Below are 18,721 nucleotides of genomic sequence, written 5' to 3'. Positions count from 1 at the left end.
AGCACTCCGGCTGATTGACGGCCCGCGGCGTTCCAACTACGTTGGTACGACATGACCCACTCACTTCGTCCGGCCGCCCTGGACCTCGGAGTGCCCGGCTTCACGTACGCCGATCTCCACGAACCGTCCCGTCTGCGCGAGCTCTACGAGGTGTTCGCGCGCGAGGTCGAGCGGAACGAGCCGGAGTTGTGGTTCGAATGGGACAGATATCGGACTGCCCCTGACGATCCGCGGCCTGCTCCGGAAGTGTCCGGGCTGCTCGTGAGAATGGCCTCGCAGGTCAGCGCGTTTATCGGCCGGCTGTTCCGCGTCGAGCGGGAACTCGATGCATTATCGGCAGCGACCGCTGGTCAGAACGCGATCTTCCGATTCAAGGCCGACTTCGTCCGGCGCCGCGTGCTCCCCCTGCTCAAGACTTCTTCGGCGCCCGCGGCCAACGCGGAGGACGAACGTGTCGTATGCGACCTGCTCGCCGACACGGCCTTGAGTGATGACCGAGAGTTGGCCCTGGCTTCCGCCGGCTGTCGCCTCCTCGACCGCGAAGGCGCCGCGGCACGATCGGGAGACGCGACCGAGCAGGCCACCGTCGCCGCCTCGCTTGAGGCGCTGAAGCGCTGGTCTGCTGCCCGCCTGCACGATCCGGCGTACGCGTCGTGGGTGCTCTTCCGGTTCCCCGAGGGGCTGGACTTTTTCAATCTGGTCCGCGTCGAACGCGTCGAGCCTGCGCATCCGACCGTGCTCACGGGCCCGGCGTCGCAGTTGCGTCGCCGCGACGGCTTCACCCTGACCGACCCCCGAATGACCGGGCGCGAGGTGTTGAGCGAGATCCACTACTGCATCCTCTGTCACGAACGCGACAAGGACTCGTGCGCGAAGGGGCTGGCGGGGAAAGACGGCAAGGCCACCGCCAACCCGTTGGGCATCCCTCTCGACGGCTGTCCGCTCGACGAGAAGATCTCTGAGATGCATCTGCTTCGAAAACGGGGCGACGCGCTCGGGGCGCTGGCGCTGGTGACGCTGGACAACCCGATGTGTCCAGGGACGGGCCACCGGATCTGCAACGATTGCATGAAGGCCTGCATCTACCAGAAGCAGGATCCGGTCAACATTCCACAGGCAGAATCTGGCGTGCTCACCGACGTGCTCGCCCTGCCATGGGGTGTCGAGATCTACGGTCTGCTCACCCGCTGGAATCCGCTCAACGTTCGTCGTCCGTATCCGCTCCCCTACAACGGCCTGAAGGTGCTCGTCGTCGGGCTCGGCCCGGCAGGCTACACGCTTGCCCACTATCTCCTTAACGAAGGCTTCGGCGTCGTCGGGCTCGACGGTCTCAAGATCGAGCCGCTGCCGGAGGCAATTACCGGCACAGACGATGTCGCTCCGGAGCCGGTGCGAGACTGGAACCGGATCTACAGCCGGCTCGACGAGCGTCCGCTCGAAGGATTCGGAGGCGTGTCCGAATATGGCATCACCGTCAGGTGGGACAAGAACTTCCTGACGCTGCTCCACATGACGCTGGCGCGCCGGCGGACGTTGAAGATGTATGGCGGCATCAGGTTTGGCGGAACCCTGCCGATTGAAGGGGCCTGGGACCTGGGCTTCGATCACATCGCCATCGCGGCGGGAGCCGGTCGCCCGACGATCCTGGACATGAAGAACAACCTGTTGCGCGGAATCCGGCAGGCCAGCGATCTGCTCATGGCGCTGCAGCTTACAGGCGCGTTCAAGCGCCAGGCGCTCGCCAATCTCCAGGTGCGCATGCCCGCGGTCGTCATCGGCGGCGGTCTGACGGCGATCGACACCGCCACCGAAGTGATGGCGTTCTACCCGCTGCAGGTCGAGAAGACACTGGACCGGTTCGAGGCGCTGTCGGCGACGATCGGCGAGGCTGCCGTGCGCCAGGTCTACGACCCGGAAGAGTTGCAGTTGCTCGACGAGTTTCTCGCCGACGGCCGCGAGGTGCACCGGGAGCGGCGGCGGGCGGCGGATGCGGGCGAGTCGCCGAACTTCGTACCCTTGATGCAGCAACGGGGCGGCGTGTCGGTGGTCTACCGCAAGAGCATGGTGGACTCCCCTGCCTATAGATTGAACCACGAAGAAATCACCAAGGCCCTCGAGGAAGGGATCCGTTTCGTGGAACGGATGAGTCCGGAAGAGGCGGTGCCGGACCAGTTCGGTCATGTCGCCTCCGTGCGGTTCCGCGAGCAAATCAACGAGAACGGCAAGTGGCGGGAGGGTGCCGCGACCGTCACGCTACCTGCCCGTTCTGTGTTCGTTGCTGCCGGCACCACACCGAACATCATTTCCGAGCGCGAACACCCCGGCACCTTTGCGCTCGATGACAAGCGCCGGTTCTTCAAGGCCCACGACATCGAGAGGGGCGAGGACGGGCGCTTCCGCCTTGTCCCTGCACGGGAGGGTTTCTTCACGTCGCACGAACGCGATGGCCGGTTCGTCACGTACTACGGCGACAACCACCCGAAGTACGCTGGGAACGTCGTGAAGGCCATGGCGTCGGCGCGGGATGGCTTTCATCAAATCGTCAAGTTGTTTGCCGAAGAGTCCGCCACCGTCGACGCCGCCACGCAGCGGGCCCGCGACGCCGCTTGGCGGAGGTTCACGGCGGATCTGGACGAGCGGTTCCTGGCCCATGTCGTGTCGATTACGCGCCTGACGCCGACGATTGTGGATGTGCTTGTAAAGGCGCCGGCGGCCGCGCGTCGGTTCGAGCCTGGGCAGTTCTTCCGGCTGCAGAACTTCGAGACCCTCTCTCCGATCCTGGGCGCCGGCCCCGACGCGCCGCGGATGCTGATGGAGGGTCTGGCGCTGACCGGTGCCGCCGTCGACCGGGAACAGGGTCTGCTGTCGATGATTGCGCTCGAAATGGGTGTGTCGAGCCGGCTGTGTGCGTATCTGCGGCCGGGTGATCCCGTACTTGTGATGGGGCCCACGGGTTCGCCCACCGAGATTCCCAGGGGCGAACATGTGCTGCTGGCTGGCGGCGGCCTGGGCAACGCGGTGTTGTTCTCCATCGGCAAGGCGATGCGCGCCAAGGGCAACCGCGTGCTTTACTTCGCGGGCTACAAACGGGGCGAGGATCTGTTCAAACGCGAGGATGTGGAGGCCTCGGCCGATCAGCTGATCTGGACCACGGATGCCGGGCGCCCCATCGAACCGAGCCGGCCGCAGGACTCTCACTTCCGCGGCAACATCGTCCAGGCCATGGTGGCGTTTGCGAAGGGCGAGCTTGGCCTCGTGCTGATTCCGATGCCGTCGGTGGACCGGATCATCGCCATCGGCTCAGACCGGATGATGGCGGCGGTCAAGGCCGCACGCCTCACCGTGCTCGAGCCGTATCTGAAAGACGATCACATCGCGATCGCAAGCATCAACTCGCCGATGCAATGCATGATGAAGGAAGTCTGCGCCCAGTGCCTGCAGCGGCAGGTGGACCCGAAGACGGGTCAGGAGACGATCGTCTTCACGTGCTTCAATCAGGATCAATTGATGGATCGGGTGGACTTCCCGAATCTGCAGGGCCGACTGCGACAGAACACCGTGCAGGAGAAGCTGGCCAGCCTCTGGCTCGACAAACTGCTGGCCGAGCATCCCCTGCCCCACGTGTAAGTCATTACTTGATGGCGTCGAGTCTCTTCTTCTGAAGTTCCTTGTTGAACGCGGCGATGTCCGTCTTGACGATCGCCGCGAGCTTCGCGAGTTGTTCGTCCAGCCTCGTTGACAGGTCCTTGAACACGGCGTACGCCTGTTCCGTCGGCTTGCCGTCGCCGCTTTCCACGACGCCTTGCAGCGCCGCCAGTTTGTTATTCAGCTTGATCGGGAAGTTCAGGGGATCCTGGCTGCTCTGGTTTCGATACTGATAGATCTCCCCTTCGACCATGGTGAGTTTCAACCCCAGGGACTCGCCACCGATCACGACGTCCGACGACTGCCGGCCCTTCTCCTTGCTCCGAACGGTTGCGACACGGTCGGCGATCTGTTTCTTGAGATCCCTGATGCGAATCACGGCTTCGTCAGCCTGCGTCACCTTGTCTCGAATCTGGAGCGCCAGCGTGAACTGGTCCTGAAGATCGCCCTGGCTGATCGTCGTCAGGTTCGGGTTCTTTCGAATCGTGAACCCGACGGTCTTCGCAACGCCGCCCGCGGTGAGGCGAATCTGGTAAGTGCCGGGCACGGCCACCGGCCCGCGCGTGCTGCCCGCCCACAGGATCATGCCCGGAAAGTCCTTGGCGTTCGCGTACCGCATGTCCCAGACAAATCGGTTCATGCCCGCCTTCGTGGCGACACGCGGCGCCTGCCGACGGGGTCCTTCCTCATCGCCTGCCGGCGCCGCCTCCGGCTTGGCCGCGTCTTTCTCAGTCGTTCCGGCGTATGTATTGACCACCTGGCCCTGCGCGTCCAGGATCTCAATCGTCATCTTGTCGGCCTGGCTCTTCAGGAAGTAGTCAATCGACACGCCCCGGCTGATGCCGCGAATCGCCGCCGGTGGATCGAACAGATGCACGTCCGCGTCGGTCAGACCAGGCGCGAACTGGCGCAGGATCGCGGCGTTGTCGAGAATGTAGAACGACCTGCCATGAGTGCCGATCACCAGGTCGTTTTCGGTGGAGACGATGCCATGCACCGGCGTCACCGGCAGATCCAGGCGCAGCGATTGCCACGCCGCGCCGTTGTCGAACGACACGTAGAGGCCATGCTCCGTGCCGAGATACAGCAGGCCCGGCTTCTTGATGTCCTCCCGAATCGTGCGTGCGAAGTCGTCCGCCGGGATGCCCGTCACGATCTTCGCCCACGTCTTGCCGAAATCGTCGGTCCGGAATACGTACGGCGCCCGATCGTCGCGCTGATAGCGATTCGCCGCCACAAGGGCCGTTCCCGGCTTGTGGGGCGAGGCCTCGACCAGACTGATGCGCGCAAACGCGGGCAGCGCGGGCGGCGTCACGTTGCTCCACGTCTTGCCGCCATCCTGCGTCAGCTGCACATAGCCGTCGTCCGATCCCGTCCAGATCACGTTGACGTCGTGACGCGACGGCGCGATGGTGAACACGGTCGCATAGGTTTCCACACCCGTCTGATCGAGCGTGATCGGGCCGCCTGACGGCCCCATCGTCGTCGGATCGTGGCGCGTCAGGTCAGGGCTGATGCGCTCCCAGCTCTGTCCCTCGTTGGTCGTTTTCCACACGTGTTGCGAGCCGACGTAGAGCACCTTCGGATCGGCCGGCGAGAACACGATGGGATAGGTCCACTGGAAGCGCTCGGTGATGTCGATGGCCGAGTAGCCCATCGGGTTGTCGGGCCACACGTTGATCGCCCGCTCCTGGCCGGACTTCCGGTCGTGCCGTGTCAGATGACCGCCGTAGCTCCCTGCGTAGAAGATATCGGGGTTGCGCGGGTCCGGTGCGATGTAGCCGCTCTCTCCGCCGCCAACGTCGTAGAATTCGCTGCCGTTCCCCCGGCTGTCCATGCACGCCGTGCTGTTGTCCTGCTGCGCACCGCATACGTGATAGGGCACGTCGGTGGTGATAAAGGCGTTGTAGAGCTGCGCCGTGGGAAACGTCTGAGGCGTCCACGTCTCGCCACTATTGACCGAGACATTGGCGCCGCCGTCGTTCGAATTGACCATCCGCCTGGCGTCGTTGGGCGCAATCCAGAGATCGTGGTTGTCGCCGTGAGGCACGCGAATCGCCGTGTAGGTCTTGCCGGCGTCGGTCGATCGATAGAACCCGGTGTTGAGCACGTACATCGTGTCGCGGTCGCCCGGGTCCGCGTAGATGCGCGAGTAGTAGAAGGCCCGCTGGCGGAGACGCCGCTCGCCGTTGACTTGCGTCCATGTCGCGCCCGCATCATCGGAGCGGAACACGCCGCCGTTCTCGCTTTCGATGATGGCGAATACCCGTTTGCCGTCGACCGGCGACACGGCCACGCCGACCTTGCCCCAGATGCCGGCCGGCAGACCGGGGTTTCTGGTCAGCTCCGTCCACGTCGTGCCTCCATCCGTCGACTTGAGCAGACCGCTTCCGGGGCCGCCGCTCGACAGCGAATGCGGCGTTCGGAACACCTCCCACATGGCAGCGTACAACACGTCGGGGTTGTTCGGATCCATCGACAGGTCAACGACGCCGGACTTCGGATCGTGAAACAGGATCCGCTCCCACGTCTTGCCGCCGTCCTTCGACCGAAACACGCCGCGCTCGGGTCCGGGCGCGTACGGCTTGCCCAGCGCCGCCACATAGACCAGATCGGGATTCTTCGGATGAACCCGAATCCTCGAGATCGCCTGCGTGTCAGTGAGACCGACCGACGTCCACGTCTTCCCGGCGTCGGTCGACTTGTAAACACCGTCGCCCTGGATGATGTTGCCGCGTAGTTCGGTCTCGCCCATCCCGGCGTAGACGATGTCGGGGTTGGACTCCGAGACGGCGAGGGCGCCGACCGATGAGGTCTTCAGGAACTTGTCCGTCACGGGCCGCCATGTCGTACCGCCATCCGATGTCTTCCACACTCCCCCGCCGGTGGCGCCGAAGTAGTACTCGAACGGCCGCGACGCGCTGCCTGCGACGGCGACGGAGCGGCCGCCACGGTTCGGCCCAATCGCCCGCCACTTGAGCGATGAGAAAAGCGTGCCCGGGGAGCCGTTCGCCGGTGGTGGAGCCTGGGCGAAGGGCTGGACGCCCAGCGCCAGCACGGCGAATCCCACGAGACAGGCTGCGGCAAACGTCCGACGCGATACACTTCGGCGCATACGCGAGACTCCTTGGGAATAGCCCCTTACTTCTCGTCGAGTTTGCGGCCCGCGTCCAGCCTGTCGAAGTTCAGGATGGCATTGAACACGAAGCCGTAGCTCCCCTGTGTTTCGCCACGCCACATGGGGTTGTTCGCGAACACCACTACGTGCCCCTTGTCGAGCGGCACGTCAACCAGCGCCGGCCGCTGGGCGATCTCGTTGCCGTTCTCGATGAGCCCGGAGACGAGCAGGTCCTTCGCGTCACCGTATCGGAGAACGACCCTCGGACGGAGTTGGGGAGGAATGACGCTGAGCGGATTGCGAAGCTGCTCCGGAGTCACCGGTGCGGCCTGCCATGGCTCGACCTTCGGCTCTTCCGGCGGCGTCACGACCGGGAAGCCCTGCACCTGATCCGGGTCGTCCGCCGTGCCTCGTCCAGTGGGCCGCTCCGGGCCGCCGGCGGCGGCACCGCGTCCACCGCGCCCGCCAAGCAGGTTGGAAACGCCCATCACGAGGCCGGGTGCCGAGTAGATGGACAGCCCGTCGCCGTACCCATACGCAATCGGGCTCGTCCCGTCGACGATCTTGGCGCGCATCACCGTGCCTGGCGCTTTCAACCGGGTCGCCTCCTGTACCGACACGCCCGGTGTCATCCCGAACATGTTCGCCAGAATCGTGGTGTCATCGGCGACGATCAACAGGCCGCCCTTTCGGACGAAACTCTCGAGATTCGCGACTCCGGAGAGTCCGAGGCCTGGACGCATGTCGTCGGTCGCATCGATCTTGCCGATGTTCGGCGTCAGCTCCGTCGTCTTCCATGGCATCGGGTTTCGCCACATCGGCATCCCGCTGACGATCTGCTGCGCGCCACGTCCGACGGGCGGAAACACGAGCACGTCCCACCGGGCGTTGAGATTGTTCTCCTTCGCCACGACCTGTGTGCTGATGTAGTCGTACGGGATCCCCAGCCGATCGAACTCCATCCGCCACCAGCCCTCGTCCTGCGTGCCGATCCAGGTGTGGATGTACCCGATCCGCGGCGCCTTCACCGCGTGTGTCTTCACGGTCGGAGTCGCTGCAAGCGCATGGGCCTGCAGGCCCAGTTCGGTCGCGAACTTCTGCACGTCGGCCTGCGCCGTGTTCTTGATCAGGAACGAGCCGCGGTTGAACTTCTTCCCGCCAGCCTCGAACGGCTCTTCAGCGACATCGACGGCCGCGTCCTTGATCCGGTACCGCAACGCGATCAAGGACGGATCGGCGTCGTTGTTGACGGCAAACAGGCTCCCGGTGCCGACGACTCCGCTTGCCGCCTTCACGTCAACCACCTTCTCCATGGCGACGTCGAGCACCTTCGCGTCAGTGACCCGGACGACCTGCACGTTGAACAGTTCGCCAAATGTCCAGCCAGTGTCGTCGTACGGTCGCTTCTGCGGATCGTTCGGGCTCCAGTATTGATAGTCGAGCAACGCGTCGGCGATGCGGCTGTACGGCTGATCCATGCGGATGATGTAGCTGCCAGCGGGGAACTGGCGCGTCTCGGTCGCGGGCTTCTCATCTCTCTTCGCTTCCGTCTTCGGCGCCTCCTCAGTCGGCTTGCCCGCAACTCCCTCCTCGGCGTCGCGACGCGCGGGCTTCTTCTTGACGGGCATGGTCACGCTGAAACTGGCCGTCGCGCGCGAAATCTCCACTGCCTGCCGCTGCAGCACGCGCAGCATTTCCGCCTGTGCGCCCGGGCGTGCCTCGTCTCCCGGCAGCACGTACGCCGCCGGCCCTTCGACGGTCGGCTTCGTCACGGAGCGCTTGCTCTTGAGATAGAAGTTCTTCAGGAACAGCTTGGTGTTGCCGGAAAAATACGAGAGCGCCGTCAGCAAGCCGGTCTGCTGGTAGTTGTTGTTGTTGCGCTGCGACCACATCACTTTCGGCAGCGGCGGATTCTGCTTGTACCAGGTCCGCGCGTAGTCGCCCGGCTGGAGCTTTCGTTCGACCGTGTCGGCGCCGGCATTGCCAAAGGTCTCGTAGAGGCGGCTGATCCCGTTGTGCATGGCGCCGATGAACATCAGGTAGCCTGGGGACCATGTATCAAACGTGCCGTGCGTGAACGCTCCCGGCATGCCGAACTTGGTCATTTCGGACATGTTGTTCCAGCCCAACAACTGCCACTCGTCGGTGAGGATGGGATCGACCCACGCGTTGTAGGGACCATCCCCAACCGTGTTGTCGTACAGGTACGGCACTGACTCGTGCAGGTCGTGCAGCACCTGAATCTTCTGCCCGACGACGGTGTTGATCACATTTCGCGTCAGGGCGAGCGTCGCGCCCATGGCGTCCCGGTTGTTGTCATGCGCCACGTACTTGCCCCAGTAGGCCAGCGACGGCCACGTCTCGTCGGGATGCGCCAGATGCCACTTGTAAATGTCGACCTGCCGGTCCCGCCCATCGGTCTCGATGACCGGGGTGATGAGCGTGATCATGTTGTTGCGGATGGCCTTGATGTACGGGCTGTCATCGACGACCAGCCGATACGCCAGTTCCATCAGCGCCGTTGGCGCCCCCGTCTCGGGAGAGTGGATGGCCCCGGTGATGTAATAGACGGGCACGGATGCCTCGATCAGGCGATCGGCTTCCGCATCGTCGAGCTTGATCGTCCGCGGGTCGGCCAGCTTTGCCAGCCGGGCACGGTTCTCGTCCATCTTCGCCATCACCGACTCGGCGGCAATCGCCACGGCGATCATCTCGCGGCCTTCCTCCGACTTGCCGATTGAGAACACCTTCACCCGGCCCGGGCTGGCCTTCTCCAGCAATCGCATGTACGCGTGAACCTCTGCCGAGTACGGCAGCTTCCCCGGCGCACCGGCCACATCCCCGAGGACCGCCTTCGGCGTCGGCACCGTCTTTGAAGCCGGCAGATAATCGACCAGCGGCGACAGGAAGAACGGCTCGGTCGTGTACTCCTTGATCTTCTTCGTGTAGTCTTCGTCGATCGGTTGTTTCGGGTCGCGGGCATACTTGCTCGGCTGCGCGGTCAGACCAACGCCTGCCAGCACGAAGATGGCGCAGAGCGCCGCGAGACGGAAGCCTGTGAGACGTTTCATGGATGTCCTCAACTTGCGGGCCGGCGCAGGCCCCGATGATGAAGCGCCCGCTGGAATCCAGGCCGCTGGCTCCCGGCAGGGCGACGTTCAGCTGCGTTGCGAAATCTTATCAACAATCGGCCCGGCGGTGGGATCAATCAGGTCCCGCAGACCCGCCGGGCCCCTGGAAGACCGGCTTCACCCGATGGCGTGCGACTCGGGCGGGTGGTTGATTGCAAGTCCCTGTGGCGGCCGGCCCGCCGATGTGGCACTCTTGTTCTCTCGCGACACACCCGGGTGCCCTCGATCTGGCCGCTCGCCTCGTGTCGCGATGTCCACACGTCCGTCAGTCGTCTGACACACGAGGTATTGTCGATGCAATCGCGCCGGATTCTTCCCGTCCTCCTGTTGCTGTTCGTCGGCAGCGGATGTGCCGCCCTGGTCTACGAAGTCGTGTGGTTCCAGCTGTTGCAGTTGGTCATCGGCTCCTCGTCGGTCTCGCTGGCCGTGCTGCTTGGCACCTTCATGGGCGGGCTCTGTCTCGGGAGTTTTGCCTTTTCGCGCTTCGTGTCGGTGACGACCCACCCGATGCGTGTGTACGCGACGCTTGAACTTGGCATCGGCGCCATCGGGCTTCTCGTCCTGTTCGGCATGCCCCTGGTCGGCGGCGTCTACACGGCCTGGGCCGGATCGGGAGTGTGGGGGCTCATTCTGCGGGGCCTCGCCGCCGGCATCTGTCTCCTTCCGCCCACGGTGCTCATGGGGGCAACACTGCCGGCGCTGTCGCGCTCGGTCGAGACAACGCCGGCGGGCGTCGCCTGGCTCGGGTTCTTCTACGCGGGCAACATCCTGGGCGCGGTGCTCGGCAGCCTGCTCGCCGGCTTCTATCTGCTGCGCGTCTACGACATCCCGACGGCAACCTACGCCGCGGTCGGCCTGAACGCCGTTGTCGCGTTGGTCGCCTGGGGGCTTTCTCACGCGATTACGGTCCCCGCCCCGGCGGCGCCGACCAAGGCCCCGGAGCCGGTGGCCGGGTCACGCGCCCTCCATGTCGGGATTGCGCTGTCGGGCATGACGGCGCTCGCGGCGGAAGTGATCTGGACGCGGCAGCTTTCGCTGCTGTTTGGCGCGACCACGTACACGTTCTCGCTGATTCTGGCGGCGTTCCTGACGGGACTCGGCATCGGCTCCAGCATCGGGTCCGCCCTGGGCCGCACGGTGTCCAGGCCTCGGCTCGCGTTCGGCTGGTGCCAGGCTCTGCTGGCCGTCGCGATCGCCTGGGCGGCGTACATGCTGTCCGACTCGATGCCCTATTGGCCCATCGATCCGTCGATTGCGAAGAATCCGTGGTTCAACTTCCAGATCGACTTCGTCCGCTGCCTCTGGGTTGTGCTTCCCGGTGCGATCCTGTGGGGCGCGAGTTTTCCGCTGGCACTCGCATCGGTCGCCAGGCCCGGACACGATCCGGCCCAACTGGTCGGACGCCTGTACGGCGCCAACACGATCGGCGCGATCGTCGGATCGCTTGTCGGCGGCCTCCTCCTCGTGGTCTGGCTCGGCAGTCAGCACGCGCAGCAGTTGCTGATTCTGATCTCCGCCCTCTCTGCGCTGCTCATCCTGATGCCGGCTGGAAAGGATGAGCCGAAAGATGCGAGCACGCGATTCGCTGTCTCGGCGATTGCGATTGGCATTGGGTCAACACTGCTAGCGGTGCTGGCCGTACACGGAATACCAGGGCTGCTGGTCGCCTACGGCCGGTACTCCGCGACGCGAGTCGGTCAGGCGGACGTGTTCTACGTCGGCGAAGGCATCAATGCGTCGGTCGCGGTGTCCCGACTGGCCGACGGCACCCTCAACTATCACAACGCCGGCAAGGTCCAGGCCTCCAGCGAGGCGCAGGACATGCGGCTCCAGCGCATGCTCGGCCACATGACCACGCTGATTCCTGCCAACCCGCGTTCGGTCCTCGTCATCGGCTGCGGCGCGGGCGTGACGGCTGGCGCCGTATCGGTCGATCCGCGCGTCGAGCGGCTCACGATTGCGGAAATTGAGCCGCTTGTGCCGCGGACGGTGTCGACCTACTTCAGCCAGTTCAATTTCGACGTCGTCCGAAACCCCAAGACGACGGTTCGGATAGACGATGCGCGGCATTTCATCTTGACGAGCAGGGAGAAGTTCGACGCCGTCACGTCGGACCCGCTCGACCCGTGGGTCAAGGGCGCCGCGATGCTCTATTCGAGGGAGTTCTTCGAACTGGTCAAGCAGCACCTGAATCCCGGCGGCGTGGTGACGCTGTTCGTGCAGCTTTATTGGAGCAACGAAGAAGCGGTCAAGAGTGAGCTCGCCACATTCTTCGAGGCTTTCCCGAACGGCGTGGTCTGGGGCAACACCTACCAGGGCGGAGGATACGACTTGGTCCTGCTCGGCCAGGTGGAGCCGACCGTGATCAATCTGGACGACATCGAAGCGCGGCTGCACCGTCCGGAATACGCCACGCTGTACACGTCGCTTCGAGAGATTGGCGTGCAGTCGTCGATCGATCTGTTTTCGACCTACGCTGGACAGGCGCGCGATTTGGGGCCCTGGCTCAAGGACGCCGCGATCACGCACGATTCGAATCTGCGGCTGCAGTACCTGGCGGGCATGGGCGTCAATCTGAACATCGGGCCGTCGATCTATAGCGGCCTGCTGGCCTATCGCCGCCAGCCAACCGCCCTCTTTACCGGGTCGGATCAGATGAAGTCGGCGCTGTGGGCGGCGATGGAGACTGCCGGGCGATAGCAGCTCGGTGTGAAAGCCGGAACGGGATCCGGGAACACCTCGCCCGATCCCGAAGGCCGGTCGACGCAGGCACGATCCGGCGAATTGTGCGGGAAGAGCTTCGAAAGGCAGGCTGAGGGCGGCCCTACGCCAAGCTCTTCAGGATGCCGGCCAACCAGGCCGGGAGCCTGGCGGCGAGGAACACCGACCGCCCGGATTCGAACACGCCGACCTTGCGGAATGGCCGGCGCAGGTCCTGGTTGTCGAACACCCAGACGAACGGCAGCACGGCGATGGCCGCCTGCAGATTGAGCATGGTCCGCGGGAACCTGGACACCAGCCGGTCGCTCGGGACGTCGTGGCAGCACTGGGACACGCGCATCGCCACGCGCTGTTCGGAAGTCTCGGGGCCGTCGATGCCGATGAAGCACAACACGACGGTGTATCCGGCACCGACGGCCCCTTGCAGAAACGCCAGTTTGTCGCCCACCGGGTCCGAAAACACCGTCTCGAGGACAAAGCTCTCACCGACGCGCACCAGCGAGTCGCGAAGGGCCTCGGTGACGTGCATCGCAGCCTGGTCACTCAGGCCCATCTCTCGCGCGATGACGTCCGCGTTCACGAGTCGGAGCCCCGTCGGCGCGAGGTGGGCGTGATAGAAAGTGGATTTTCCGGCCCCGTTGGGGCCGGCCAGCGCGAGAATGAGCGGACGGGCGTCGAGAGGATTCACGCCCTGCCCGAACGCAGTGGCTCGAAACGGCGCCGGACGAAGCGGCCGAGCGTCCGGCGCCCGTTTGCGTCGATCTTCTCCACGACGCCTGTCGCACGCGACGCGGGCTCGTAATGAGGGTAGGGAATTGTGACGAGGTACTCCGACACCCGCCTCCGCCCGCCCGGCGAATCAACGTTGGCCAGACATTTTGACAGCGGTCGAACCCTGCCAGACCGCGCGAGGGCCAGCACACGCGCACCGTCGAGCACCGGCTCGATGGCCCGGCCAAGGTTCGCCCAGAATTCGATCTGGCCGGCGATCGATCGTTCCGCAATGCCACCCACGACCCGGGCGTCAAGGACCAGAGCGTCTGAAAGCTTGACCGGCTGGCTCATACGCCCATGGTAGCATTTTGCTACCGCTCGTCAACCCCGGAGCCTGGTTTCGATGACCTCCTCGCCATGGCGTCCCCCGCCGCCATCGTCCGGCCGGCGGAAACGACTCCGCTTGCGTTACCAGCCCATCCGTTCTCGCAAGCTCGTGATGTGCGCGGTATGGTGACGGCCGTGCCACGCATACAGGGCCAGCGCCAGGTTGAGGCTGACTGGCCCATTCTTGGAGTGCTGGAATGTCCTGTCGAATGCCTTCGCGTCGAGACTCCGCAGGAACGTGACCCAGCGCGCGTGCACACCATCCACCAGACTCAGGGAAATGCCGATGTCGGGTGACGTCGCGTCGGGACACTCCGCCCACTGCGCCTCGTTGAAGCCCGTGACGAAGGGGTTGTCGTCGGTGGCCGCCAGCTTGAAGCGCATGTAGGCGTTCATGTGGCTGTCGGCCACGTGGTGAATCACCTGGGCACAGGTCCAGCCGCCGTCGCGGTACGGCTGCAGCAGTTGCGCAGTCGACAGCCCATCGATTGCAGCGCGCAGACGTGCCGGCGTCGCTTCAATACTCGCGATAAACTTCACTCGCCCCTGTTCGCTGAAGTTGTCCGGTGCCACAAACGGTCCGATCGGATAACGAGGGTCCGGCATGTCCATTACTCCCTGAGAAGACGATACGCTCAGTGATTCGCTGGTAGGGCCATCAGCTGAATTCTCGGCGGTCGGTGCCGCTAGTCAGCCCGCAGCGCCTCGGCCGGATCTATCGACGCGGCTCGTCTCGCGGGGCCGACTCCGGCCACCAGACCGACCAACGTGAGGAGCGCGATGGACGTCAACGCCGTCATCAGCGAGATGTGCGGGCGGGCGCCGGCGGGCACCTGCGGAATGAACACGGCGATGCCGGTCAGCGCCCACGCGATCAGAATGCCAGCGAGGCCACCGGACAAGGTGATGGCCAACCCCTCGAACAGGAAGCCGATGAAGATGGCTCGCCTGGTCGCGCCCAACGCCCGGCGGACGCCGATCTCCTGACGCCGTTCGCGCACCGAGACGAGCATCACGTTGGCGACACCCACGGCGCCCACGAAGAGCCCGATGCCGCCCACCAGTCCCACCACGAACTTCAGCGTCGTCAACACCAGATTCAACTGTGCCATCCGTTCGATGGTATTGATGACCTGGATCTCTCCGCTCGTTTCTCCCCGCTGCTTGCGCTGGCGATCGAGGATCGTCCTGGTCTCCACCACTGCCGCGTCCGCCGTGTCCGGTGAGCGCAGTCGAAACCGCAGCATGAACGCATTTCCAGTGCCAGTGAAGGCTGCGGCGCACGCCTTGAAGGGCATATAGATGCTGCGGTCCGGAGGAGCCGGAATACCCGCCGTCTGGTCGCCGACCCAATCGAGCACGCCGACCACGACAAAGGGCCATTCGCCGATCACGATCGTCTGGCCGATGGGCGACTCCTGATTGAAGAGGTCCGCCGCGAGGTCGGCGCCGAGCACGGCAGCACGCGATCCGTCTGCGTATTCACGATCAAGAAACAGCCGCCCTCGCGCGACGTGGACATCCAGAATGTCGAAGCCGCTCTCGGTGAGACCACGGATGTTCCAGTTCTGCGTGCTCCGACGAGAGGTCCGGATGACACCAGAGCCCATGTTCTCGGCAGAGCCGATGTCGAAGTACTCGCTCGACCGGAGCATCGTCTCCACGTCCGCGGGTCGCACCGTCACCGGAAACCCGCGCGGATCGCGCGTCGATCGCTGCGAACTGGCTGTGACCTGGATGAGGTTTCCCCCGACGGCGCCGACGGTGTCGAGCATGAAGCGGTGGATGCCGGACACAATGGATACGAGCAGCACGACCGCGGTGATGCCGGTGGCGATACCAAACGATGACAGCGCCGCCTGCATCCGGCGGGCGCGCAGGTTCGTGGCCGCTTCGCTGAGGATGTTTCCAGCAATCACGGCGCTCGATCCGCGGGTGCGGTCGCCGTGGCCCATCACCGCGCCCTGCACACGACCGTCTGGCCCTGCTCGAGGCCGGACCGAATCTGGATCCGATCGCTCTGGATGACGCCAACTTGGACGGTGAACGACCGATCGCCGGTCTTGGATCTGACGACCACGTAGGACCGCCCGGTCGAATCCGCCCGCACGCAGCGTTCCGGCACCGACACCGATTGCGCGCTCGCGTTGAGCACGATGTCGGCCTGGGCAGGCACGTTGACCCAGCCGCCAGGGGGCTGGGACTTCAGCGCGATGACGATCGGAAATGTCGTGAGCTTCGACGACTGGTCAACGTCGCCCGCGGTCGAGACCGACTGCACGTTCGCCGGCAGCACTTCGGCGGTGTCGGAGTCCAGACGCACCCTGGCCGTCTGGCCGATCCGCAGGCGCTTGGCATCCGACGCCGTGGCCTTGGCATAGAGCGCGGACTGGCGTGCGTCGCCCAGTGTCATCAGCACGGTCCCACCCATGGAAGACTGGCTTACCCCGGCGACACCGCTTCCGAGTTCGACCAGGCGCCTCAGGACGAACGCGTCAAACGGCGCTCGGATGGTGGTGTGCTGCAGCTGAGTGCGCGCCTGCACGACTGCCGCGCGCATCTGGGCGATCCGGGCCTGGCTGCTGTCGATGTTCCGTTTCGCTCGCTCAACCGCCCGTTCTGATGACCGCAGTTCCAACTCGTGCTGTTCCAGCTGATCCTTCGGAATGAGGCCCCGTTGGTAGAGGGCTGTCGATCGTTCGAGCGTCTTCCGCTTCAACACGACCGTGTCCTGGTCGAGGTCGAGCCTGGTGGCCGCGTCTTGCAACTCCGCCTGGCTGAGATTGGCCTCGGCCTGGTCTACCGCCGATTGCGCCAGTTTCGAATCGAGTCTCACCAGTTCCTGGCCCTGAGACACGCGGTCGCCTTCCCTGACCGCGACGGCCTCGACAATTCCGGAGGCCTCCGCCCGGAGATCGATCGTCACGGCCGGCCTCACCTGGCCGGAAACAACGAGCACATCCTCCATGGCCGAGAGTTGGGCCTGGAACATCTCCTCGCGCGCGTTCGCGCCCTGCGGGCGCGGCCCGAACTTCCCCCACGCCGCGTACGCGATCGCGAGGATGATCACGAGAGCGATGAGGTACTTCGTCATCCGGCGCAGCGTTGGCATGTCCTTGGTTCTCTCCCCGTCCGCATCAAAGCATGATTGCCGTCGAGAGTCTACCGGATCACTGGACTGACTGCCACCCGCGCGCGGGCTGGTGCGTCCTGCCGCCCCACATCACCCGCGATCGCGTCGCACCGTGACGCGCTGACCACGAATCTTGGTGGCCCGCAAGGCCGCCACAATGGAATCGGCCAGCGCGGCCGGCACCTCGACAAGCGCGTGAGTGTCGGTGATCGTGATGGCGCCAAGCAGGTGCGAGGGGATGTCCGCCTCTCCCGTAATCGCCCCCACGAGGTCCCCGGGCCGAATCCCCGCAGTCTTCCCGGCGCCGACAAACAGCACAGCCATCGGTCCCACGTGCTCGCTGGCGCGAGTGCGTGATTTCGCCACACGCGGGAGCTCACGATCGCCGCCTCTGGTCACCGGTCGATCGCCGCTCCGGGCCTGCTCGCGGGGGCCGCTCCGGCCGCGGTCGCGGGGGTGATCGTGTGGCGGTACACTCGCGATCTCAGCCGCCGGCAGCGTCGACTCGGACGCCTCGTGCACCAGCGTCACCGCCGCCGCCGCGACATCGAACACATCGAAGTCCTGCGCGAGCGCCTCGACGATCGCCCGGACCTCTTCCAACCCGCCCTTGGCGAGCCGCGCGCTCAACTGGTCGCGCGTCGAGTCGAGGCGACGGGCCCGCAGGTCGGCCAGGCTCGGGAGCGGCAGGATCTCGATCTTCTGCCTGGTCAGCGCCTCGACCGATCGCAGGAAGCGATGCTCACGAGGATCGGCCAGCGTAATGGCGATACCGTCGCGGCCGATGCGCCCGGTGCGACCGATCCGATGGACGTAGACCTGGGGCGAGATCGGCACGTCGTAGTTGATGACATGCGACACGTGTTCGATGTCGAGGCCGCGGGCGGCCACGTCGGTGGCGACTAGAATGTCGGCCTGCTCCTTCCGGAACATCTGCATCACGCGATCCCGGTGCTTCTGCTCCATCCCGCCGTGGAGGCCCTGGGCACCGAACCCGTGCGCGTTCAACTTCTCGGTCAACTCGTCCACTTCGATGCGCGTCCGGCAGAACACGATTGCCGACTTCGGATTCTCGAATTCGAGAATCCGGCCGAGAGCCGCCACCTTCTGACCGCGTCCAACGACGTAGGCCGTCTGCCGAATGCGCGGGAGCGTCCCGGCTACACGTTTCTCGTGAGCGATGGTCACGCGGCTGGGGTTCTTGAGGTGTTTCCCCGCGATCGCGGCAATGCGCGGCGCCATCGTTGCCGCAAAGAGCGCCGTCTGCCGAGTGTCAGGGGCCTGCGCGATGATCGTATCGATGTCGTCGGCGAAGCCCATGTCGAGCATCTCGTCGGCTTCATCGAGCACGAGCACCTCGAGCACACCCAGATCGAGCGTTCGGCGCCGCAGGTGGTCGAGGGCGCGTCCAGGAGTCGCGACGACGATGTCCGCCCCGCGCCGAAGGGCGCGGATCTGCTGATCCATCGGGGCGCCGCCATACAGGGGCACGACGTTCAGCGGGAATCCCTTCGCGTACGTGTGGATCGCCTCGGAGACCTGTATGGCCAGTTCGCGTGTCGGCACGAGAACCAGCGCCCGGGTGCCCGCAGGCCCGTGGGTCGCACGAACAGCAAGCCGGTCGATGATGGGGAGCGTGAATGCTGCGGTCTTGCCGGTGCCGGTTCCCGCGAGGCCGATCAGGTCGTGTCCCTCCCGCAGCAGCGGGATGGCCTCGCGCTGGATCGGGGTCGGCTCTTCGTAGCCGAGCGCCGTGACTGACGCCACCAGTTTCGGGGCCAGTCCAAGGGAAGAGAAACCGGATGCCGAAGCGGTCTTGAGCGAAGTCGTCATCCCATCATCTTACGCGCTTGGACAGACCGCTGCCGGATC

General features: G+C 65.0%; 10 protein-coding genes. 2 read left to right on the top strand and 8 right to left on the bottom strand.

What is annotated here, in order from left to right:
- Positions 1-51: 51 nt before the first annotated feature.
- Positions 52-3,627: an FAD-dependent oxidoreductase gene (locus NTV05_08300; GenBank protein MCX6544402.1), complete on the top strand. Its 3,576-nt coding sequence runs from the start codon at positions 52-54 to the stop codon at positions 3,625-3,627.
- A gap of 4 nt (positions 3,628-3,631) precedes the next feature.
- Here the strand turns inward: NTV05_08300 and NTV05_08295 are convergent, their stop codons facing one another.
- Entirely contained in the window at positions 3,632-6,760 is a 3,129-nt protein-coding gene (locus NTV05_08295) for a glycosyl hydrolase (protein MCX6544401.1), read from the bottom strand.
- A gap of 26 nt (positions 6,761-6,786) precedes the next feature.
- The gene (locus NTV05_08290) at positions 6,787-9,834 is read right to left on the bottom strand and encodes a M14 family zinc carboxypeptidase (protein MCX6544400.1); all 3,048 of its coding nucleotides are present in this window, start codon (positions 9,832-9,834) and stop codon (positions 6,787-6,789) included.
- A gap of 354 nt (positions 9,835-10,188) precedes the next feature.
- Between NTV05_08290 and NTV05_08285 the strand changes: the two genes are divergently transcribed.
- Positions 10,189-12,594 carry a fused MFS/spermidine synthase gene (locus NTV05_08285; GenBank protein ID MCX6544399.1) on the top strand — a complete coding sequence of 802 codons (2,406 nt, stop codon included), beginning with the start codon at positions 10,189-10,191 and terminating at the stop codon, positions 12,592-12,594.
- 124 nt (positions 12,595-12,718) lie between these two features.
- Here the strand turns inward: NTV05_08285 and NTV05_08280 are convergent, their stop codons facing one another.
- The 6 genes from NTV05_08280 to NTV05_08255 all read right to left on the bottom strand — a co-directional run bounded on the left by NTV05_08280 (position 12,719) and on the right by NTV05_08255 (position 18,682).
- On the bottom strand, positions 12,719-13,303 hold the full coding sequence (locus NTV05_08280; protein MCX6544398.1) for a hypothetical protein: 585 nt from the start codon (positions 13,301-13,303) through the stop codon (positions 12,719-12,721).
- Positions 13,300-13,680 carry a hypothetical protein gene (locus NTV05_08275; protein ID MCX6544397.1) on the bottom strand — a complete coding sequence of 127 codons (381 nt, stop codon included), beginning with the start codon at positions 13,678-13,680 and terminating at the stop codon, positions 13,300-13,302. The genes NTV05_08280 and NTV05_08275 overlap by 4 nt, the downstream gene beginning before the upstream one ends.
- Before the next feature lie 117 nt (positions 13,681-13,797).
- Positions 13,798-14,322, bottom strand: a complete 525-nt coding sequence (locus NTV05_08270) for a putative metal-dependent hydrolase (GenBank protein MCX6544396.1) — start codon at positions 14,320-14,322, stop codon at positions 13,798-13,800.
- Between the two features lie 80 nt (positions 14,323-14,402).
- Positions 14,403-15,671, bottom strand: a complete 1,269-nt coding sequence (locus NTV05_08265) for an ABC transporter permease (protein MCX6544395.1) — start codon at positions 15,669-15,671, stop codon at positions 14,403-14,405.
- Positions 15,671-16,828, bottom strand: coding sequence for an efflux RND transporter periplasmic adaptor subunit (locus NTV05_08260; protein MCX6544394.1), 1,158 nt, complete (start codon positions 16,826-16,828; stop codon positions 15,671-15,673). Before NTV05_08260 ends, NTV05_08265 begins: the two co-directional genes overlap by 1 nt.
- Positions 16,829-16,939: 111 nt before the next feature.
- On the bottom strand, positions 16,940-18,682 hold the full coding sequence (locus NTV05_08255; protein ID MCX6544393.1) for a DEAD/DEAH box helicase: 1,743 nt from the start codon (positions 18,680-18,682) through the stop codon (positions 16,940-16,942).
- Positions 18,683-18,721 lie beyond the last annotated feature (39 nt).

The organism is Acidobacteriota bacterium (assembly GCA_026393755.1).
GTDB lineage: Bacteria > Acidobacteriota > Vicinamibacteria > Vicinamibacterales > JAKQTR01 > JBAXOX01.
The sequence above is the reverse complement of the archived record's forward strand: the minus strand, read 5'-3'. Positions and strand labels throughout refer to the sequence as shown.